The sequence below is a fragment of the Streptomyces sp. NPDC087440 genome (assembly GCF_044744005.1).
GTDB lineage: Bacteria > Actinomycetota > Actinomycetes > Streptomycetales > Streptomycetaceae > Streptomyces.
In genome coordinates, this window is the sequence record NZ_JBIUXN010000014.1 from 241,195 (window position 1) to 260,797 (window position 19,603).

Below are 19,603 nucleotides of genomic sequence, written 5' to 3' on the forward strand. Positions count from 1 at the left end.
CCGCGAGGGAAGTGGAACCGGTGCCGCCACCCGTTCCGTCACAGCGGCATGCAGAAGACGCCGAAGCTCAAGACGCCGAAGCTCACGCCGCTCCAGCGCATGCCGCTGAGGACGCTGGCAGTGCCCGTCACCGCCGCGGCCCTCCTCGCGCTGAGTGCCTGCGGTACGGAGACGACCCCGGGTGCGCAGGCGGGCGGCGACAGAAAGGGCGGCGAGCAGGGCACCGTACAGACGGACCTCGCGCTGACCGGGGTGCGCTGGACGGTCGAGAGCTCGACGGTGGGCGGCAAGAAGGCCACCGCGCCCAAGAACACCTTCGTGCAGATCGACGACACGGGCGCGGTCAAGGGCAACTACGGCTGCAACTCCTTCACCGGCAAGGCCGCGGTCAAGGGCGACACCGTCGACCTCGACAAACTCATGTCCACCCAAATGGCGTGCGACGTGCAGGACTTCGAGCTGGCCATGCGCCAGGCCTTCAAGGAGCCGCTGAAGGCGAAGGTGGACGGCGACCGGCTCACCCTGACCACCGCCAAGGGCGACACCCTCGCCCTGACCTCCCACCCCAAGCAGGAGGCGGCCGCCCCGCTCGCCGGGACCAAGTGGACCGTGACCTCCTTCACCGACCGCAAGACCATGGGCGGCGGCGACACCACCGCCTCCACCGTGCCGAAGGACACCGCAGGGAAGGCGTACCTGACCTTCGGCAAGGACGGTTCGGTGCGGGGGCGTACGGGCTGCAACTCCCTGAACGGCACGGCGAAGGAGAGCGCCGGCTCGCTCGAATTCGGCCGGGTCGCCACCACGCGCATGATGTGCCAGGGCGGTGCGGGCGAGGTCGAGAAGAAGATCCTGAAGGTGCTGACCGGCAAGGTCACGTACACGGTGGACGGCCGCGGCCTGTCCCTCACCGGTCCGGCCGGTGTGGGGCTGGAAGCCACGGCCGCCAAGTAGACGCCGTACGGGAGTGGTTCGGGCGCGGCGGCGACGCATTCTGACCGGCGCCGCCGCCGCGCCGGGCCACCACGCCGCCGCGCCGGCCACCAGCGCGGCCGTGTCGGGCACGCGCCGCCGCGTGCCCGGCGGCACCGCGCTAGGAGGCACCCCCCGGATACGGCAGCAGACCCGCGTCCGTCTTCTCCCAGGCCGCCCGCAGCGACGCCAGCCGCGCGGGCTCCGCCGCCGCCAGGTCCGCCTGCTCCCGGGCGTCCGCCGTCAGCCGGAAGAGCTGGTCCTTCCCGGCCTTGCCCCGGTAGTATTTCCACTCCCCGCGCCGCAGCGCCCGCTCGCCCCGCACCCGCCAGAAGAGGTCGCGCTCCGGCAGGCGCTCGCCCCGCAGCAGGTATCCGGCGAGCGAGGTGCCGTCCAGCGGGTGCGCCCGGTCGGGGCGCGCGCCCGCGATCTCCAGCAGCGTCGCCGTCCAGTCCGGCGTGAACACCGGTACGTGGCTGACCTGCCGCCCGTCCAGCCGCGCGGGCCAGCGCACGATGGTCGGCACCCGGATGCCGCCCTCCTGCAAGGAGCCCTTGTTGCCGGTCAACGGCCAGTTGTAGGAGAAGCGTTCGCCGCCGTTGTCGCTGGCGAAGAAGACAAGGGTGTCCTCCTCCTGCCCCGACTTCTTCAGCGCCTTCAGCACCTCGCCGATCGACCGGTCCAGGTCCTCGACCATCTCCGTGTACTTCTCGACCGACCCGCCGTCCTGGTGCCACAGCGCCCGCTTGTCCCCGGCCTTGATCCGCCGTACGACCTCAGCGCTCGCCTCCTCGTCGCCGTCGGCGATCCAGGGCCAGTGCGGGGTGGTGAAGTTGAGGTTCAGCAGCCAGGGCTTGTCACCGTGATCACGCCGTACGAAGTCGCTCGCGCGCTCGGTGAGGATGCGGGTGTAGTAGCGCAGGTCCTTGTACGTGGCGTCGCCCTCGTAGAGGTCGTACTCGCCGTCGCCGCCCAGCTTCGAGTAGTACTCCAGCGCCCCGCCGAAGTTCCCGAAGAACTCGTCCCAGCCGGAGCGGGTCGGGCTGTAGTCGGGGAGGAAGCCGCAGTGCCACTTGCCGATGAGGGCGGTGGAGTAGCCCGCCCCCTTGAGGAGGGAGGCGAGGGTCGGATGGGTGGGTTCGAGCCCGACGCCCTTGTCGGCTATCGGCTCGGCCAGCCCTCCCTTCGTACGACCGGGAAAGCGGCCGGTGTACAGGCTGAAGCGGGTCGGTGAGCAGGTCGCGGACCCGGAGTAGGCGTCCGTGAACCGGACCCCCTGCCGGGCGAGACGGTCGAGATTCGGCGTACGGATGTGGGGCGAGCCGTACGCGGACAGATCGGCCCAGCCGAGGTCGTCGCCCAGGATGAACAGGATGTTGGGCCGCTTGGACCTTCGGCGGTCGGCGGCGCGGAACGGGCGCTCCTCGGGGGCGCTCGCCGCGGCGGGCGAGGCGGTGGCGGCCAGCCCGGCGGCGCCGACGAGGGTGCGGCGGGACAGGGGGGTGCGCGAAGTCACGGCTTCTCCGGAAGAAGTCAGGTCAAGTCGCCCGAACCCGGGCAGAGTTCGGTGACCTGTGAGAAAGGGGGGTGTGGAGTGACTAGGCGCAGCGACAGATGGCGCTGGCGACACGGACCAGGTCGACGTGTCGGCGCGCGACGAGCGGGACCGAGGGGTCACCGGAGGGCTGCATGGGCCGTGACTCTGTCGGCTCGCGCCTCCTGCTGTCAATGATCGTCCCGTTCCGTGGACACGCTGCTGGACACGCGCGGCCATCCCTGCCGCCCTCCGGAACGCCCCTCCCGGCCCCGGCCCGCTCCGGCCCCGCCCACCGGGGTACGGGACTTGCCTCCCGGCCCGGCCCACTCCGGCCCCGCCCGCCGACGCTCGGGGCGCTTCCCGGCCCCGGCCCGCTCCGCCTCTTCCACCCCGCCCCCTTGGCTCCGCCCTTCCCCACCCTCCCCCCTAGCCCCCTTGGGCTCCGCCCCCCCCCGCTTCCCTCTAGCCCCCTTGGGCGGCGGGGCCGCCCCCCGGGGGCGGGACGGGCGGGCAAGGGGGCGGCCCCTCCCGCTCCCGGCCCGCCCGGGTGCCGCCCCTGGCCCAGCCCCGACACCGGGTGCACGTCACCGCCAAGGCCCCGGGTCGCCTCCCGGTGCCGGGCATGCGCAACCCCGCCCCACCGGGGCAAGGGGGTCCCCAGCCCCGCCCCTTCACCTAAACCCGCGGGGCCATTGCACGGTTCCGTGCGGGTGAGTGGGTGGCTGGTCGCGCAGTTCCCCGCGCCCCTGAAGGGCGCGCCCGCGCGGCGGAACCGCACGTGCAATACAGCCCCGCGCCCCTGACGGGGCGCCCAGCGCGGCGGAGCCGCACATGCAGCACAGCCCCCCGCGGCGGAGCCGCAGCTCCAGCACAGCCCCCGCACCGGCGGCGAGCCCCCGCCCCCCGACACCCACATGGCCCTCCTGAGTCGCGCACCCCCGCAACCTGCCCTTGCCTGAGGGAGGCGCGCGCGGACCGCATCCCACGGCAGTCCGCCGCACCCTGACGGACCCTCACCCCTGAGGGCCCCTCATGACACACCCTCGGCAAGGAGACCGAAGACCCATGTCCCACCGCCTCACCGCCGCCCTCGCGACCTCCACCCTCGCCCTCGGCCTCGCCGCCCTCCCCGTCGCCGCCCACGCGAGCGAGAGCGCCGGCCCCCGTCCCGTCCCCGTCGCCAGCGGCATCGTGAACGTCGACCTCTCGGCCTCCCTCCTCGCCTCCCTCAAGGCCAAGGGACTCGTCCTCGCCCACCTCGGCGCCGACTGCGAGGTCCCGGCCCAGCTGACCGCCGCCACCTCCCTCACCGCCGCCGTCGACTCCGGCACCGTCTCCGCCTCCGCCGACGCCAAGGTCGCGGGCAAGCTCAAGCTCGACGCCACCTGCCTCGGGCTGGTCAACGTCGGCGCGAAGGCCGTCGTGGTTGTCAAGGACCTCGGCGTCGACATGACCACCGGTGCCATCACCGCCACCCTCAAGGGCGACGCCCGCGTCTCCGGCCGGGTCCAGCTCGGTACGTTCGTCCGCCCGGCGGTCAGCGCCAAGACGGTCGCCGGCAACTCCGTGAAGGTGGACGCGGCGGTCAAGCTGGACGCCGCCGTCGCCGCGAAGCTCAACGCCGCACTCAAGGCGAACGTGTTCGTCGGCGGCCAGGTCCTCGCGGACGTCAAGACGGTCGTCCTGGTCGACGCCAAGATCGACCTCAAGGCCGCCCTCGGCCTGAAGCTGGACGTGGGCCTCGGCGCCACCGTCGGCGGCCTCCTCGGCCTCGGCGCGAAGGCGAAGGCCACTGCCAACACGAACGTCAGCGCCGACGCCCGCGTCCAGGCCGACGCCGCCCTCGCCGCCAAGGCGAACCTGAAGGCCGACGCCGACGTCTCCGCGAAGGCGAACGCCCTGCTCCTCGGCGCCGTCGGCTAACCCCCGGCGAGCAGCCCCCGCAAGGCCCTGACCTGGGCTCCAGCAGGACCGTTTCGTCCCGGGTCGGGGCCTGTTGGCATCCCCAATTCGGACCAGTGCTCGGTCTCGCCTACACTCGGTGCCGTGCCTCGTGGTGATGGACGACTCAACCACGACCTGCTCCCCGGTGAGAAAGGCCCCCAGGACGCTTGCGGCGTCTTCGGTGTCTGGGCTCCCGGCGAAGAGGTCGCCAAGCTCACCTATTTCGGACTGTATGCACTGCAGCACCGGGGACAAGAGTCCGCGGGAATCGCAGTAAGCAACGGGTCCCAGATCCTGGTCTTCAAGGACATGGGACTGGTCTCGCAAGTCTTCGACGAAACCTCTCTCGGCTCCCTCCAGGGCCATATCGCGGTCGGTCACGCCCGCTACTCCACCACCGGAGCCTCGGTGTGGGAGAACGCGCAGCCGACATTCCGTGCCACCGCGCACGGCTCGATCGCGCTCGGCCACAACGGAAACCTGGTCAATACGGCGCAACTCGCCGAACTGGTCGCCGAACTCCCCAAGGAGAACGGCCGTGCCACCCAGGTGGCGGCCACCAACGACACCGACCTGGTCACGGCCCTCCTCGCGGGCCAGACCGACGACGACGGCAAGCCCCTGAAGCTGGAGGAGGCCGCCGCAAAGGTGCTCCCCAAGGTCATGGGCGCCTTCTCCCTCGTCTTCATGGACGAGGGAACGCTGTACGCGGCCCGCGACCCGCAGGGCATCCGCCCGCTGGTCCTCGGCCGCCTGGAGCGCGGCTGGGTGGTGGCCTCCGAGTCCGCCGCCCTCGACATCTGCGGTGCGTCCTACGTCCGCGAGGTCGAGCCGGGCGAGATGCTCGCGATCGACGAGAACGGTCTCCGCACCTCCCGATTCGCAGAAGCAAAGCCCAAGGGCTGTGTCTTCGAGTACGTCTACCTCGCGCGCCCCGACACCGACATCGCGGGCCGCAACGTCTATCTCAGCCGGGTCGAGATGGGACGCAAACTGGCCAAGGAAGCCCCTGCCGAGGCCGATCTCGTCATAGCGACGCCCGAATCCGGCACCCCCGCCGCGATCGGCTACGCCGAAGCCAGCGGAATTCCGTACGGTTCCGGACTCGTCAAGAACGCCTACGTCGGCCGGACCTTCATCCAGCCCTCACAGACGATCCGCCAGCTGGGCATCCGGCTGAAGCTCAACCCGCTCAAGGAAGTCATCAAGGGCAAGCGCCTGGTCGTGGTGGACGACTCCATCGTCCGCGGCAACACCCAGCGCGCCTTGGTGAAGATGCTCCGCGAGGCGGGCGCGGCGGAGATCCACATCCGCATCTCCTCGCCCCCCGTGAAGTGGCCGTGCTTCTTCGGCATCGACTTCGCGACCCGCGCCGAGCTGATCGCCAACGGGATGACCATCGAGGAGATCGGCACCTCGCTGGGCGCCGACTCGCTCGCGTACATCTCCATCGACGGCATGATCGAGTCGACGACGATCGACAAGCCGAACCTCTGCCGCGCCTGCTTCGACGGCGAGTACCCCATGGAGCTCCCCGACCCGGAGCTCCTCGGCAAGCAGCTCCTGGAGACCGAACTCGCGGCGGGCCCGGCCAACACGGCCGCCGCCGACGCGCTCCGTCGCCCGTAGCTCGCCCGCTAGACCCTTGCTGTACGACACGAAAGTTCTCACCCCCATGTCTGAGACCACTGGTGCCAGCTACGCGTCCGCGGGCGTCGACATCGAAGCCGGCGATCGCGCCGTGGAGCTGATGAAGGAGTGGGTGAAGAAGACGAAGCGCCCTGAGGTCCTGGGTGGCCTCGGCGGGTTCGCCGGTCTCTTCGACGCCTCCGCCCTCCGGCGTTACGAGCGTCCGCTGCTCGCCTCCGCGACCGACGGTGTCGGTACGAAGGTCGATCTCGCCCGGCAGATGGGCGTGTACGACACCATCGGCCACGACCTCGTCGGCATGGTCGTGGACGACCTCGTCGTCTGCGGCGCGGAGCCGCTGTTCATGACCGACTACATCTGCGTCGGCAAGGTGCATCCCGAGCGTGTCGCCGCGATCGTCAAGGGCATCGCCGAGGGCTGTGTCCTGGCCGGGTGCGCCCTGGTCGGCGGCGAGACGGCGGAGCACCCGGGCCTGCTGGGCCCGGACGACTTCGACGTGGCGGGCGCGGGCACCGGTGTCGTGGAGTACGACCGGCTGCTGGGCGCGGACCGGATCCGGGAGGGCGACGCGGTGATCGCGATGGCCTCCTCCGGTCTTCACTCCAACGGGTACTCCCTCGTGCGGCACGTCGTGTTCGACCGTGCGGGCTGGTCCCTGGACCGGGAGGTGGCCGAGTTCGGCCGCACCCTCGGTGAGGAACTCCTTGAGCCGACGAAGATCTACTCGCTGGACTGCCTGGCCCTCACCCGTACCGCCGAGGTCCACGCGTTCAGCCACGTCACCGGCGGCGGCCTGGCCAACAACCTGGCCCGGGTCATCCCGGAGCACCTGCACGCTACGGTCGACCGTTCCACCTGGACCCCCGGCGCCGTCTTCGACGTCGTCGGCCAGGCCGGCAAGGTCGAGCGCCTGGAACTGGAGAAGACCCTCAACATGGGCGTCGGCATGATCGCCGTCGTCCCCCAGGAATCGGTCGACGTCACCCTCGCCACCCTGGAGGACCGGGGCGTCGAATCCTGGGTCGCGGGCGAAATCCTGGCCCGCGGCGACCACCGCGACGGCGCCGAGCTGACGGGCGACTACGCCAAGTAGGACACGGACGCCCGGTCGGCACCCAGCCGACCGGGCCCACCGGGGAGCAGCAGGACGCACAGAACCCGGCCCAGGGCTCTCGCCCCGGACCGGGTCCGGTGGAACTGCTCAAACCTTATGAAAATGTTCGAGGTGTACGAACGCCAGAACTGCCAAAACTGAACCGGCCGCACCAGAACCGAGGCGTCAAGCGCCCCGGCGCTGCGACGAAGGACCCGACTCATCGTCGTCGTCATCGTCGTTGTACTGCGACGCGTACTGTGCGTACGGGTCGTCTTCCTCGTCATCGTCCTCGAACGGCTCGCCATTCGGCGGCTGTTGCGAAGTCGAAGCGCCCAGCTCATTGGCCAGACGCGACAGGTCAGTCCCGCCGCTGCTGTACTTCAGCTGGCGGGCGACCTTCGTCTGCTTGGCCTTTGCCCGGCCGCGCCCCATGGCTCGACCCCCTCGGTGACGGGGCTCGACGGCCCCAGAGTCTTGACACGCGTTCATGGTTGGGAACGGGCTCTCCGTGAAGAGACCGGTCCGCAGGACTTCAACGGTACCTGCTTCTTTGGCCATACGGTACGCCGCCCGCAGGAGACACCTCGAAGCACCGCCCGCGGGGAGCCCCGTCCCCGCTGGTCAACGGCGATTTTAGCCTCTTCCTGACGCCCGACCCGCCGAGGGGGGTGAGTCATGTCTCCCCCACGGCGGAACGAGCCCTTCCGTCACCGTCGCGCGCGTGCCTCGGCCATCCGCTGCTCGGCGATCCGGTCGGCCGCCGCGGCCGGCGGAACACCCTCTTCCTTCGCACGTGCGAAGATTTGCAGCGTGGTGTCGAAGATCTTCGCGGCCTTCTTCTTGCACCGGTCGAAGTCGAAGCCGTTCAGCTCGTCGGCGACCTGGATGACCCCGCCCGCGTTCACCACGTAGTCGGGCGCGTAGAGGATGCCCCGGTCCTGGAGGTCCTTCTCGACCCCCGGGTGCGCGAGCTGGTTGTTGGCCGCGCCGCACACCACGGACGCGGTGAGCACCGGGACGCTCTCGTCGTTCAGGGCGCCGCCCAGCGCGCAGGGCGCGTAGATGTCCAGCCCCTCGACCCGGATCAGCGCCTCGGTGTCCTCGACCACGACGACCTCGGGGTGCCGGTCGGTGACCCGGCGTACCGACTCTTCCCGGACGTCCGTGATCACGACCTGCGCGCCGTCCTCCAGCAGGTGCTCCACCAGGTAGTGCCCCACCTTGCCGACCCCGGCCACGCCGACCGTGCGACCGCGCAGCGTGGGGTCGCCCCACAGGTGCTGGGCGGAGGCGCGCATCCCCTGGAAGACGCCGAAGGCGGTCAGCACGGAGGAGTCGCCCGCGCCGCCGTTCTCGGGGGAGCGGCCGGTCGTCCACCGGCACTCGCGCGCGACGACGTCCATGTCCGCGACGTACGTGCCGACGTCGCACGCGGTGACGTAGCGGCCGCCGAGCGAGGCGACGAAGCGCCCGTAGGCGAGGAGCAGCTCCTCCGTCTTGATCTGCTCCGGATCGCCGATGATCACGGCCTTGCCGCCGCCGTGGTCGAGCCCGGCCAGGGCGTTCTTGTACGACATTCCGCGCGAGAGGTTGAGGGCGTCCGCGACGGCCGCCTCCTCGCTCTCGTACGGATAGAAGCGGGTACCGCCGAGGCCGGGACCGAGGTCCGTGTTGTGCAGGGCGATGACGGCCTTGAGGCCGGAGGCGCGGTCCTGGCAGAGCACGACTTGCTCGTGGCCTCCCTGCTCCGAGCGGAACAGGGTGTGCAGGACGCCGTCGGAAGATGCGGTCACTGTGGTGACTCCCAAGTACGAGGCGGTGAAGCCCTCTTGCGGGTGGAGAGGGCCGATGGGCATGAGAGTAGGGCCTGAAGGCCTCGGGAAGAGGGCCAGTGCCCGAGATCACCCCCTTTCCGACTACCCCCGTGGGACGATTTGGTTCCGGTCCGCAGTCGTGCCGTCACGGCGGCCACAGGTGAGGAGCTGGCGTGCCCCTGGCGTCATCGGTGATCGTCCCGTACGTGTCGTCCTTGCGGGTGTACGAACCGCTGGCGGCCTTCCCCGAGCCGGAGCGCACCCACTGGGCCCGCTACGCGCGTCGCCCCGCACTGCCCACCGGGCAGGACGAACTCCGCTCCGCGCTGGCCGACTTGCTGCCCACCCCGCCGGTCGCCGTACCGGTGCACGAGAGCGGCGACGCGTACGTGGCGGACGCCGACGGGGTCGTGGTGGTGTGCCCGTGGCGCACCCGGCTGCGCGGCTGGCAGGCCCTGGAGGAGCTGCCCGAGCACTACCCGGCGGCGCTTCTGGACGCCGTGCTGCCCCCTCTCCTGCGGCGGCAGGCGAGCGCGGACTACGCGCGCTGGCGGGAGCGGAACCCGGACGCGCGGCCGTGGATCAGGACCTCGGTGTGGCACGTGCCGGTGCGGTGGTTCGTGCTCTTCGGGGACGAGGAGCGGGAGTTCACCAAGGCGGACGGCGAGGAGGGCGCGCTGCTGCGCTACCGGACGCCGATGGTGCAGGCCCGGCGCCGGGTGGCGCGCGGGCTGCGGACGCTGCGGCAGCACGGGGGAGAGGCCGAGGAGGGGCCGCTCGTGACGGGGCTGGTGGACGTGGGGCGGTGGCTGGAGGAGTTCCACCCGCGTTCCCTCGTCGAACTGGACTACGGGGGTCTCACCCACGTCCTGGACGAGACGCACCTCGCCGAGGACCGGTCGGCGGCCGACGTCGCCGAGGGGATAGGGGCGCTGCGGGCCGGCGACGCGGAGGGCGCGGCGGCGGCGTACGAGCGGCTCACGGAGCGGTGGCGGGTGGTCCGGTACCGGCAGTTCGCCAACTGAGACACCGGTTCTTCCATCAGGCGGAGTGCCGCTTCCGCATGCCGGTCAACAGCTGAATGCTGAATACCGCACACGATTTGAGCAAAACCTGAGCTTTATCTGAACCACAGCGTGATGTGGTGCGTGTGACATGTGAGGACGGATGGACGCATGGGTCGGGACCTACGTCCTGATCCGGGCTTTTGTGTCAAGCGTGACGGACGGCACTTAAGCACCCCTTGCGCCCATCCCCCGCCCTCGTGTCAAAATAGGACAAGGAGTCCGGGGAGGGCTCCTTCCGTCCAACTAAGGGCGGAATGCTCGGTATTGCTGGCTATGGGGGGTCTGACAACTCCCGATCGCTCTGTGACTGATCGTCACTGTGACGTAACTGTCCGCTATGGCATGGTCCATCGGCTTCCGTCGCGGATGAACACCTCAGAGGGCAATTCCGTCGGTTTGGCCCACGCGGCTGGACGGATGGTGTAGTTGTAGTGCCGAGGACAAGCCGTTCGTCCTATAACCGACTCGGCCCGCGTCCGCCATTTCGGGCAACGCGGGTCAAGGTGCAGAATTTAGAGGAAAGAACCGTGAAGGTTCGGTTCTCCCGAGGAGGCCGCTCATGACCGCTCGCACCCCTGACGCCGAGCCGCTGCTGACCCCGGCTGAGGTCGCCACGATGTTCCGCGTGGACCCGAAGACGGTGACCCGCTGGGCCAAGGCAGGGAAGCTCACGTCCATCCGCACCCTGGGTGGGCACAGGCGTTACCGCGAGGCCGAGGTCCGCGCACTGCTTGCGGGTATCCCGCAGCAGCGCAGCGAGGCCTGACGCTTCGTATTACCTCGCATTACCGCTTCACTTCTTTACCGCAGTAACGGCAACAACAGGGCAACACCCCGCTGAATCAGGGTATTTCGGACCCGGGTCCCCCAACTCGGACCGTACGCCCGCCCACGTACCACTCGGCATGCGCCCGCCCCAACGGGTGTCGTGCCAACGATCGCGCCGGACTCCGCCGAGTCCGGCGCGATTTTTTGTGCCCGGGAGGGGCTGTGCGGGGCCTGTGCGCCCTCTGTGTCCCGCGTCGGGCCCGACTAGGGGTTACCAGCGGTCCGGGGGCTCCAGCCGCCCTGTGGCGGCGAGCTGCGCTCCGGAGGGCCGGCCTGTCGCTCGCGGCCGTGACCTGGGGAGGGCTCGGAGGGTGGTCCGCGGGGAGGCAGGCGGGGCCGGTGGGGCCCTGAGGGGAGGCTGCACGGGAGGGTGCAATTGCACATATTAAATTGGCGAGTTGTAGGGAGGGGATAAGTGCACCCGTTCCGTCAACTGTTCTCGTGACACCCGTCACATGTCGTGGCGCCTGTCAAAACTGAGCTTGCCACCGTTGCGGGGGTCCGATCCCGGGGCGGAGGTCACGGGATCGGGGGACTTTCGTCCCGAGTCGCCCCGTGCTCCTCCTCCGGCTCGGCGTGCCCGCTTGCGCGCGCCGGGGTGGCCCCTTGCTCCTGCGGCTCTGCCGGGTGTCCCGCCGGGGGCTCGGCCCCGTACTCCTCGACGATCTGCTCGGCGATCGCCAGCCGCAGCAGGCGCAGACAGATCGGGCAGCTCCCGGTGCGGTGCCGGTAGCTCATGGCGGCGGCCAGATGGGCGCGCAGCAGGGCCCGTGTCTCGTGCTTCTCCGTGGATGCCGCCATGCGTCACCTCCGCCCGACGGGGACCGGAATCCCTCCGTCTCCGGGTTACCGGTGGCAGATGACCCCGTCAAGACACGCGAAAGCCCCGATCCGTACGGATCGGGGCTTTCGTTACTGCGGTCCTGACGGGATTTGAACCCGCGGCCTCCACCTTGACAGGGTGGCGAGCACTCCAAACTGCTCCACAGGACCTTGATTCGCAGCCGCTCCGCAGGTGTCTGCGTGTTGCTGCGAGTCAGACTGTACAGCAGGTCAGAGGGTGCAGTCGAACCCGTCGGGACCGGGCCTCCGTCAGGGGGCCGCCGCGTCGATCGCCTTCACGATCCGCTTGTCGGAGACCGGGTACGCCGTGCCCAGCGCGTGCGCGAAGTAGCTGACCCGCAGCTCCTCGATCATCCACGGAATCTCCCGCACCTCGGCCGGCACCGGCCGCCCCTGCGGGAGCTGCTCCAGCAGCCAGGCGTACTCGTCCTGCATCTCGTGGACCTTCTCCATGCGCGCGGTGTCGCGCTGGGCGCCGGTCGGCATCTGCGTCAGGCGCCGGTCGGCGGCCACCAGATAGCGCATCAGGTGCGGGAGCCGCTTCAGCCCGGTCTTCGTGACGAAGCCCGCCGGCATCAAGGTGTCCAGCTGCTTGCGTACGTCGGCGAGGTTGGCCAGCAGCACGGGGCTGTTGGTCGACTTCAGCCGCCGCTCGCAGGCCTGCCACGCGGCCAGCACCTGCTGGACCTGGCCCACGGTCCGTACCGTCGTGTCCACGAGGTCGGCGCGCACCTTGTCGTACAGCTTCCGGAACGACTCCTCGTCCCAGGCCGGACCGCCGTGGTCGGCGATCAGCTTGTCCGTGGCGGCCATCGCGCAGTCGTCGAAGAGCGCCTGGATGGAGCCGTGCGGATTGCTGGACAGGGCCAGCTTCTGCTGGTTGGTCAGCTTGTCGGAGGCGAACTTCGCCGGGTTCACCGGGATGTTGAGGAGGATCAGGCGGCGGGTGCCGGCCCACATCGCCTGCCGCTGCTCGGCCTCGGAGTCGAAGAGCCGTACGGAGACGGTCTTGCCCGCGTCGACCAGCGCCGGGAACGCCTTGACCGGCTGCCCGGCCCGCTTGGTCTCGAAGACCTTGGTGAGCGTGCCGATGGTCCAGTCGGTGAGGCCGGTGCGCTCGATGGTCTCGCCGCCCGAGCGCTCGGCGGTCGCGGCTGCCGCCTTGGAGAGGGCCTGGCGGGCCTTCGGGCGGAGCGTGAGGCGCAGGGCCTCCAGGTCCTTGTCCTCGGCGAGCTTCTTGCGGCGCTCGTCGACGATGCGGAAGGTGATCCGCAGGTGGTCCGGGATGCGGGAGAGGTCGAAGTCGGCGGCGGAGACCGGGACCCCGACCATCTTCTGGAGCTCGCGGGCCAGTGTGAAGTGGATCGGCTCCTGGAGGGGGACCGCCCGGTCGAGGAAGCGGGTCGCGTAGTTCGGCGCGGGCACGTAATGGCGGCGGATCGGCTTGGGGAGGGAGCGGATCAGCTCCGTCACGACCTCTTCCCGCAGGCCCGGGATCTGCCAGTCGAAGCCCTCGTCGGTGACCTGGTTGAGCACCTGGAGTGGGATGTGGACGGTCACGCCGTCCGCGTCCGCGCCCGGCTCGAACTGGTAGGTGACGCGGAACTTGAGCTGCCCCTGCCGCCAGTTGTCCGGGTAGTCGTCCTTGGTGACCCCGGCCGCCTTCTCGTTGATGAGCATCTCGCGCTCAAAATCGAGGAGTTCGGGCTCGTCCCGCTTCTTGTGCTTCCACCACGAGTCGAAGTGCGCGCCGGACACGACGTGTTCGGGGATGCGCTGGTCGTAGAAGTCGAAGAGGGTCTCGTCGTCGACGAGGATGTCGCGGCGGCGCGCCCGGTGCTCCAACTCCTCGACCTCGGTGAGGAGTTTGCGGTTGTCGGCGAAGAACTTGTGGTGCGTGCGCCAGTCGCCCTCGACCAGCGCGTTGCGGATGAAGAGGTCGCGGGAGACCTCGGCGTCGATGCGCCCGTAGTTCACCTTGCGCTGGGCGACGATCGGGACGCCGTACAGCGTGACCCTCTCGTACGCCATCACGGCCGCCTGGTCCTTCTCCCAGTGCGGCTCGCTGTACGTGCGCTTCAGCAGGTGCTGGGCGAGCGGCTCGATCCACTCCGGCTCGACCTTGGCGTTGACCCGCGCCCACAGCCGGGAGGTCTCCACCAGCTCGGCGGACATCACGAAGCGGGGCTGCTTCTTGAAGAGCGAGGACCCGGGGAAGATCGCGAACTTGGCGTTGCGCGCGCCCAGGTACTCGTTCTTGTCGGTGTCCTTGAGGCCGATGTGGGAGAGGAGGCCCGCGAGGAGGGAGGTGTGCACGGAGATCTCCGGCGCGTCCTCCTCGTTCAGATGGATGCCCATCTGCTTGGCGACCGAGCGGAGCTGGGCGTAGATGTCCTGCCACTCGCGGATGCGCAGGAAGTTCAGGTACTCCTGCTTGCACATGCGACGGAAGGACGACGAGCCGCGCTCCTTCTGCTGCTCGCGGACGTAGCGCCAGAGGTTGAGGTACGAGAGGAAGTCGCTCGTCTCGTCCTTGAAGCGGGCGTGGTTCTGGTCGGCCTGCTGCTGCTTCTCCACGGGCCGCTCGCGCGGGTCCTGGATGGACAGCGCCGAGGCGATCACCATGACCTCGCGCACGCAGCCGTTCTTGTCGGCCTCCAGGACCATGCGGGCCAGGCGCGGGTCGACGGGCAGCTGGGACAGCTTGCGGCCCTGCTGGGTGAGCCGCTTCTTGGGGTCCTTCTCGTTCGGGTCGAGGGCCCCGAGCTCCTGGAGGAGCTGGACGCCGTCGCGGATGTTGCGGTGGTCCGGCGGGTCGATGAAGGGGAACTTCTCGATCTCGCCGAGCCCGGCGGCGGTCATCTGGAGGATGACGGAGGCCAGGTTCGTACGGAGGATCTCGGCGTCCGTGAACTCCGGGCGGGTGAGGAAGTCGTCCTCGGAGTACAGGCGGATGCAGATGCCGTCGGACGTACGGCCGCAGCGGCCCTTGCGCTGGTTGGCGCTGGCCTGCGAGATCCGCTCGATCGGCAGGCGCTGCACCTTCGTCCGGTGGCTGTACCGGGAGATGCGGGCGGTGCCCGGGTCGATGACGTACTTGATGCCCGGGACGGTCAGCGAGGTCTCGGCGACGTTCGTCGCGAGGACGACGCGGCGGCCGGTGTGGCGCTGGAAGACCCGGTTCTGCTCGGCGTGCGAGAGGCGGGCGTAGAGGGGGAGGACCTCGGTGAGGTGCAGCTTGCGCTTGTTGAGGGCGTCGGCGGTGTCGCGGATCTCGCGCTCGCCGGAGAGGAAGACCAGGATGTCGCCCGGGCCCTCGTTCTGGAGCTCGTCGACGGCGTCGGCGATGGCGGTGATCTGGTCCCGGTCGGAGTCGTCGCCCTCCTCTTCGAGGAGCGGGCGGTAACGGACCTCGACGGGATACGTGCGCCCGCTGACCTCCACGATGGGCGCGTCGCCGAAGTGGCGGGAGAAGCGCTCCGGGTCGATGGTCGCGGAGGTGATGACGACCTTGAGGTCGGGGCGCTTGGGGAGGAGCTGGGCGAGGTAGCCGAGCAGGAAGTCGATGTTGAGGCTTCGCTCGTGGGCCTCGTCGATGATGATCGTGTCGTACGCGCGCAGCTCGCGGTCGGTCTGGATCTCGGCGAGCAGGATGCCGTCCGTCATGAGCTTGACGAAGGTCGCGTCCTGGTTGACCTGGTCGGTGAAGCGGACCTTCCAGCCGACGGCCTCGCCGAGGGGGGTCTTCAGCTCGTCCGCGATGCGTTCGGCGACGGTGCGGGCGGCGATGCGGCGGGGCTGGGTGTGGCCGATCATGCCCCTCACCCCGCGGCCCAGCTCCATACAGATCTTCGGGATCTGCGTCGTCTTGCCGGAGCCGGTCTCGCCCGCGACGATCACGACCTGGTGGTCGCGTATCGCGTCGGCGATGTCCTGCTTCTTCTGGCTGACGGGGAGTGTCTCGGGGTACGTGATCGGGGGCACGCGGGTGGCGCGGGCGGCCACCTTGGCGGCGGACTTCTGTGCCTCGGCGGCGATCTCGTCCAGGACGGCCTGCCGGGCCTCCGGCTTACGGATACGACGGGCGCCTTCGAGGCGGCGGCCGAGGCGGTGTGCGTCACGGAGCGAGCTCTGGGCGAGGGTGGCCTGGAGGTCGGCGAGGGAAGTAGACATACCGGTGTCAGGATCTCACTCCGGGTCTGTTGGTGGCGAACCCATTTCCGGGGCGGGGGTGGGTGGGGGCCGTGCGGGGGGATGGCGGGCTCGGTCCTGTGCGGGGGGATGGCGGGCTCGGTCCTGTGCGGGGTGATGGTGGTCTCGGGTCCGTGCGGGGCGGGGGTGGGCTCGGTCCTGTGCGGGGGTGGGGCCGGTGGGGGCTCGCTTGCTGCGGCGGGGGCCTTGCTGCGTGCCGCACCCGGCACCGGGGTTGCCTGCGGCGCTGCCCCAGCCCCGCCCCTTCACCTAAAGCGCTCGGCCGCGCGGCTGGGTGGGTGGTTGCTCGCGCAGTTCCCCGCGCCCCTGATGGCATGCCCTCCGGGCAGCCATCCCTCTCGCCACCGGTCGACCCCGTACCCTCGGGGGTCGGGTGGTGTGGCCGCCCGGCAGAAGACCTGTAGCCCGCCCCGAGAGGCCCCCGTGTTGTCCGTCGCCCCGCTGAGCCGGCTCCTCGCCGTCCTGGTGATGGCGGTCGGGCTGCTGTGCGGGCCCGCGCTCGCCGCGCAGGGGGCCGAGGCCCGGGCGGCGGCGTCGGTGGCCTTCGAGGTCCAGGACGACACGCCGGGTTGTGAGCCCGCCCCCTCGCACGGCACCGGCCAGCCCGCCTCGCCGCCGCGCGGATCCACCTCGTACGAGCTCATGCCCGTGCTCTTCCAGGTGCCCGGAACGCACGACACCGCCGGGCTCGACCGGCTCGTGGTGAGCCCGGCGCCCGGCCGCGCCCCACCCCCGGCGACCCCGCCGACCCCCGTGGATCTTGGCGTCCTCCTGCGCGTCTAGGGCGGCTACGGGCAACACACCTGCCCGTTTCCGGCCCCCAGACAGCCCTCCCGTCAGGAGAACAGCACAGCCATGTCCACGAACACCAAGAGCGCCCAGAAGAACAAGAGCGGCAAGACCCGCGGGGTCCTCATCGGTTCCGGCATCGCCGCCGCCGCGATCCTCCTCGGCCTCGCCTCCTACTCCGCGACCAAGCCCAAGGACCGCGACGCCCCCGGGACCGTCGCCGAGGCCACCGGGTCGCCGGAGGACCGGGCCGAGGCCGGTGTCTTCCCCGAGTTGGAGAAGCTCGCCCGGCGCACCGAGGGCGACCCCCTCGCCCAGGGGAAGGCCGACGCGCCCGTCGTCATGGTCGAGTACGCCGACTTCAAGTGCGGCTTCTGCGGCAAGTTCGCCCGCGACACCGAGCCGGAGCTCGTGAAGAAGTACGTCGACAACGGCACCCTGCGCATCGAGTGGCGCAACTACCCCATCCTCAGCGACGAGTCGGACGCCGCCGCCCGCGCCTCCTGGGCCGCCGGGCAGCAGGGCCGCTTCTGGCAGTTCCACGCCGCCGCCTACGCCAAGGACGCCAAGGAGAAGGGCTTCGGCGAGGAGCAGCTGAAGACGCTCGCGCGGGAGGCCGGGGTGAAGGACCTCGACAAGTTCGCCGCCGACGCGGCGAGCGAGGAGGCCAAGACGTCCGTACGGAAGGACAAGGAGGAGGCGTACGCGCTGCGCGCCACCGCCACCCCGTCCTTCCTGATCAACGGCCGCCCGATCTCCGGCGCCCAGCCCGACGAGGTCTTCGAGCAGGCCATCGAGTCGGCGGCCGAGTCTGCCAAGTCGGCCAAGGCCAAGAAGAGCGCTTCGGGCGCGGGGGCCGCCCAGTGACCCCCGACATCGGCTACTTCGCCGCCTTCCTCGGCGGTCTGCTCGCCCTCGTCAGCCCGTGCAGCGCCCTCCTGCTGCCCGCCTTCTTCGCGTACTCGATCGACTCGACCTCCCGCCTGCTGGCCCGCACCTCCCTCTTCTACGCGGGCCTGGCCACCACCCTCGTCCCGCTGGGTGCGGCGGGCTCCTTCGCCGGACGGTTCTTCTACGGCAACCGGGGGCTGCTGGTCACCGTCGCCGGATGGCTGATCATCGCGCTCGGCGTCGCGCAGATCCTCGGCATGGGCTTCGCGTCGAAGAAGATGGCCGAGCTGTCCGGCCGCATCCGCCCGACCACCGCCCTCTCGGTCTACGCCCTCGGCGCGGTCTACGGCCTCGCGGGCTTCTGCGCGGGCCCGATCCTCGGCAGCGTCCTGACCGTCGCCGCCGTCAGCGGCAGCCCGGCCTACGGCGGACTGCTGCTCGCCGTCTACGCCCTGGGCATGGCCGTCCCGCTCTTCGTCCTCGCCCTGCTCTGGGAGCGCTTCGACCTGGGCCGCCGCCGCTGGCTGCGCGGCCGCACCCTCACCCTGGGCCGCTTCGAGCTCCACACCACCTCCCTCCTCTCCGGCCTCTTCTTCATCGCCCTCGGCGCCCTCTTCCTCGCCTTCGACGGCGCCACGGCCCTGCCGGGCCTGCTCGACGTCGACGACTCCTTCGCCGTCGAACAGTGGGCCTCCCGCCTGGGCGAGGCGGTCCCGGACTGGGCGTTGCTGGGGGGCGTGGTCGGGGTGGTGGCCGCCGTGCTGGGGATACGTGCAGTGCGCAGGCGAAATAATGAACGCGACCCGAACGGCCTATCCGAGGGACGACACCTCCCATGACCACACCTCCGCCCCCGCCGCCCGAGGACTCGCCCGGCGGCTACGGCCATCCGTCGTCCGGCGGCCCCTCCGACGCCCCGCCGCCGGGCCCCTACGGCTACCCGCAGCAGGACGCCCCCGGCGCCCAGAACCCCTACGGCGCACCGCCGCCCCAGGGCAGCCCGTACGGCAGCGGTCCGTACGACCCGAACAACCCGTACGGCGGCGGCGCCCCGCACGGCGCCCCCTACGGCAGTCCGTACCCCGGCGGCGGCCCGTACCCGGGAAATCCGTACGGCGGGATGCCCCCGCGGCAGTTCTCCACGACGACCGCGATGTGGGCCCACCTGGGCACCCTGCTCGCGCTCACCGTCGGCACCGGTGTGACCTGCGGCCTCTCCGGGCTCGCGGCGTGGGCGGTGGGTCTCGCGATCCGCTCCAGCGCCACCGACCGGTTCACCCGCGAACACGCCACGCAGGCCATGAACATGGCACTGAGCTCGCTGATCGTGGGCGCGGGCATGTTCGTGCTGTCGCTGATCCCGTTCGTGGTGATCCTGATGATGGTGGTCGCCATCGCGTACGGCGTCGCCGTCATCGTCTTCATGATCATGGCGACGGTCGCCGCCAACAAGGGCCAGCCCTACCAGTACCCGGCCTTCCTGGCCTTCCCGATGGTCAAGGCCTGATCGCGCCGCGCCCCCCCTCCTCTCTCCTGCGACCAGGAGAGAGGAGGGGGGCGCGCCGTGACCCCGACAACACAAAAACGCCCCGGACGGTGAGTCCGGGGCGTTTCAACGCTGTGGCTGGGGCCGGGATCGAACCGGCGACCTATCGCTTTTCAGGCGATCGCTCGTACCAACTGAGCTACCCAGCCACGCAGCTCGTACAAGCTGCAGCGGTCCTGACGGGATTTGAACCCGCGGCCTCCACCTTGACAGGGTGGCGAGCACTCCAAACTGCTCCACAGGACCAAGCAATGTGCGAGCACGAGTCTCGCACAGGTGTTGCGTGCCCCCAACGGGATTCGAACCCGTGCTACCGCCTTGAAAGGGCGGCGTCCTGGGCCACTAGACGATGAGGGCTAATTGGCCCGCCTTTGCGCTTCGCAGCGCGTCGGGGACGTCAGAAGCATATGGGAT

The 19,603-nt window shown here is 70.3% G+C and carries 16 protein-coding genes and 4 tRNA genes; 10 read left to right on the forward strand and 10 right to left on the reverse strand.

All coding sequences use genetic code 11. From position 1 onward, the window contains the following. Nucleotides 1-48 precede the first annotated feature (48 nt). Entirely contained in the window at nucleotides 49-954 is a 906-nt protein-coding gene (locus ACIO3O_RS26585) for an META domain-containing protein (protein WP_401749952.1), read from the forward strand. A gap of 139 nt (nucleotides 955-1,093) precedes the next feature. On the opposite strand, the gene ACIO3O_RS26590 is transcribed toward ACIO3O_RS26585, so the two are convergent. Beyond that, nucleotides 1,094-2,488: a sulfatase-like hydrolase/transferase gene (locus tag ACIO3O_RS26590; RefSeq protein ID WP_401749955.1), complete on the reverse strand. Its 1,395-nt coding sequence runs from the start codon at nucleotides 2,486-2,488 to the stop codon at nucleotides 1,094-1,096. An 82-nt stretch (nucleotides 2,489-2,570) separates the two neighbouring features. Next, complete coding sequence (locus ACIO3O_RS26595; protein ID WP_401749957.1) at nucleotides 2,571-3,425, reverse strand: putative leader peptide; 855 nt, start codon at nucleotides 3,423-3,425, stop codon at nucleotides 2,571-2,573. Nucleotides 3,426-3,574: 149 nt separating this feature from the next. On the opposite strand from ACIO3O_RS26595, the gene ACIO3O_RS26600 reads away from it, so the two are divergent. From ACIO3O_RS26600 to purM, 3 genes are all read left to right on the forward strand, one after another. Beyond that, complete coding sequence (locus tag ACIO3O_RS26600) at nucleotides 3,575-4,432, forward strand: hypothetical protein (RefSeq protein WP_401749959.1); 858 nt, start codon at nucleotides 3,575-3,577, stop codon at nucleotides 4,430-4,432. A 123-nt stretch (nucleotides 4,433-4,555) separates the two neighbouring features. Further along, nucleotides 4,556-6,082, forward strand: coding sequence for an amidophosphoribosyltransferase (gene purF, locus ACIO3O_RS26605; RefSeq protein WP_401749962.1), 1,527 nt, complete (start codon nucleotides 4,556-4,558; stop codon nucleotides 6,080-6,082). 46 nt (nucleotides 6,083-6,128) lie between these two features. Further along, the gene (gene purM, locus ACIO3O_RS26610) at nucleotides 6,129-7,196 is read left to right on the forward strand and encodes a phosphoribosylformylglycinamidine cyclo-ligase (protein WP_401749964.1); all 1,068 of its coding nucleotides are present in this window, start codon (nucleotides 6,129-6,131) and stop codon (nucleotides 7,194-7,196) included. Nucleotides 7,197-7,382: 186 nt separating this feature from the next. On the opposite strand, the gene ACIO3O_RS26615 is transcribed toward purM, so the two are convergent. Both ACIO3O_RS26615 and ACIO3O_RS26620 read right to left on the reverse strand, forming a co-directional pair. Next, complete coding sequence (locus ACIO3O_RS26615; RefSeq protein ID WP_189822705.1) at nucleotides 7,383-7,631, reverse strand: DUF3073 domain-containing protein; 249 nt, start codon at nucleotides 7,629-7,631, stop codon at nucleotides 7,383-7,385. A 275-nt stretch (nucleotides 7,632-7,906) separates the two neighbouring features. Then, on the reverse strand, nucleotides 7,907-8,992 hold the full coding sequence (locus ACIO3O_RS26620; RefSeq protein ID WP_401749966.1) for a Leu/Phe/Val dehydrogenase: 1,086 nt from the start codon (nucleotides 8,990-8,992) through the stop codon (nucleotides 7,907-7,909). Between the two features lie 194 nt (nucleotides 8,993-9,186). Between ACIO3O_RS26620 and ACIO3O_RS26625 the strand changes: the two genes are divergently transcribed. Both ACIO3O_RS26625 and bldC read left to right on the forward strand, forming a co-directional pair. Further along, complete coding sequence (locus ACIO3O_RS26625; protein ID WP_401749968.1) at nucleotides 9,187-10,038, forward strand: hypothetical protein; 852 nt, start codon at nucleotides 9,187-9,189, stop codon at nucleotides 10,036-10,038. A gap of 601 nt (nucleotides 10,039-10,639) precedes the next feature. Continuing rightward, the gene (gene bldC / locus ACIO3O_RS26630; protein ID WP_003949541.1) at nucleotides 10,640-10,846 is read left to right on the forward strand and encodes a developmental transcriptional regulator BldC; all 207 of its coding nucleotides are present in this window, start codon (nucleotides 10,640-10,642) and stop codon (nucleotides 10,844-10,846) included. A 581-nt stretch (nucleotides 10,847-11,427) separates the two neighbouring features. Here bldC and ACIO3O_RS26635 read toward each other — a convergent pair. The 3 genes from ACIO3O_RS26635 to hrpA all read right to left on the reverse strand — a co-directional run bounded on the left by ACIO3O_RS26635 (nucleotide 11,428) and on the right by hrpA (nucleotide 15,924). Then, complete coding sequence (locus ACIO3O_RS26635; protein WP_401749970.1) at nucleotides 11,428-11,709, reverse strand: DUF6274 family protein; 282 nt, start codon at nucleotides 11,707-11,709, stop codon at nucleotides 11,428-11,430. A gap of 117 nt (nucleotides 11,710-11,826) precedes the next feature. Beyond that, nucleotides 11,827-11,901: transfer RNA gene (locus ACIO3O_RS26640), tRNA-Asp, on the reverse strand. A gap of 99 nt (nucleotides 11,902-12,000) precedes the next feature. Continuing rightward, nucleotides 12,001-15,924, reverse strand: coding sequence for an ATP-dependent RNA helicase HrpA (gene hrpA, locus ACIO3O_RS26645; RefSeq protein WP_401749971.1), 3,924 nt, complete (start codon nucleotides 15,922-15,924; stop codon nucleotides 12,001-12,003). A 462-nt stretch (nucleotides 15,925-16,386) separates the two neighbouring features. On the opposite strand from hrpA, the gene ACIO3O_RS26650 reads away from it, so the two are divergent. The 4 genes from ACIO3O_RS26650 to ACIO3O_RS26665 all read left to right on the forward strand — a co-directional run bounded on the left by ACIO3O_RS26650 (nucleotide 16,387) and on the right by ACIO3O_RS26665 (nucleotide 19,150). Next, nucleotides 16,387-16,746: a hypothetical protein gene (locus ACIO3O_RS26650; protein WP_401749973.1), complete on the forward strand. Its 360-nt coding sequence runs from the start codon at nucleotides 16,387-16,389 to the stop codon at nucleotides 16,744-16,746. A 72-nt stretch (nucleotides 16,747-16,818) separates the two neighbouring features. Continuing rightward, complete coding sequence (locus ACIO3O_RS26655; protein WP_401749975.1) at nucleotides 16,819-17,619, forward strand: DsbA family protein; 801 nt, start codon at nucleotides 16,819-16,821, stop codon at nucleotides 17,617-17,619. Continuing rightward, nucleotides 17,616-18,482 carry a cytochrome c biogenesis CcdA family protein gene (locus ACIO3O_RS26660; RefSeq protein WP_401749977.1) on the forward strand — a complete coding sequence of 289 codons (867 nt, stop codon included), beginning with the start codon at nucleotides 17,616-17,618 and terminating at the stop codon, nucleotides 18,480-18,482. The genes ACIO3O_RS26655 and ACIO3O_RS26660 overlap by 4 nt, the downstream gene beginning before the upstream one ends. Beyond that, a complete protein-coding gene (locus tag ACIO3O_RS26665) occupies nucleotides 18,479-19,150 on the forward strand; it encodes a DUF4870 domain-containing protein (protein ID WP_401749979.1) in 672 nt (223 codons plus the stop codon). Before ACIO3O_RS26660 ends, ACIO3O_RS26665 begins: the two co-directional genes overlap by 4 nt. A gap of 114 nt (nucleotides 19,151-19,264) precedes the next feature. On the opposite strand, the gene ACIO3O_RS26670 is transcribed toward ACIO3O_RS26665, so the two are convergent. The 3 genes from ACIO3O_RS26670 to ACIO3O_RS26680 all read right to left on the reverse strand — a co-directional run bounded on the left by ACIO3O_RS26670 (nucleotide 19,265) and on the right by ACIO3O_RS26680 (nucleotide 19,546). Further along, nucleotides 19,265-19,338, reverse strand: a tRNA-Phe gene (locus tag ACIO3O_RS26670). Nucleotides 19,339-19,360: 22 nt separating this feature from the next. Beyond that, nucleotides 19,361-19,435: transfer RNA gene (locus tag ACIO3O_RS26675), tRNA-Asp, on the reverse strand. A gap of 38 nt (nucleotides 19,436-19,473) precedes the next feature. Then, nucleotides 19,474-19,546: transfer RNA gene (locus tag ACIO3O_RS26680), tRNA-Glu, on the reverse strand. Between the last annotated feature and the right edge of the window lie 57 nt (nucleotides 19,547-19,603).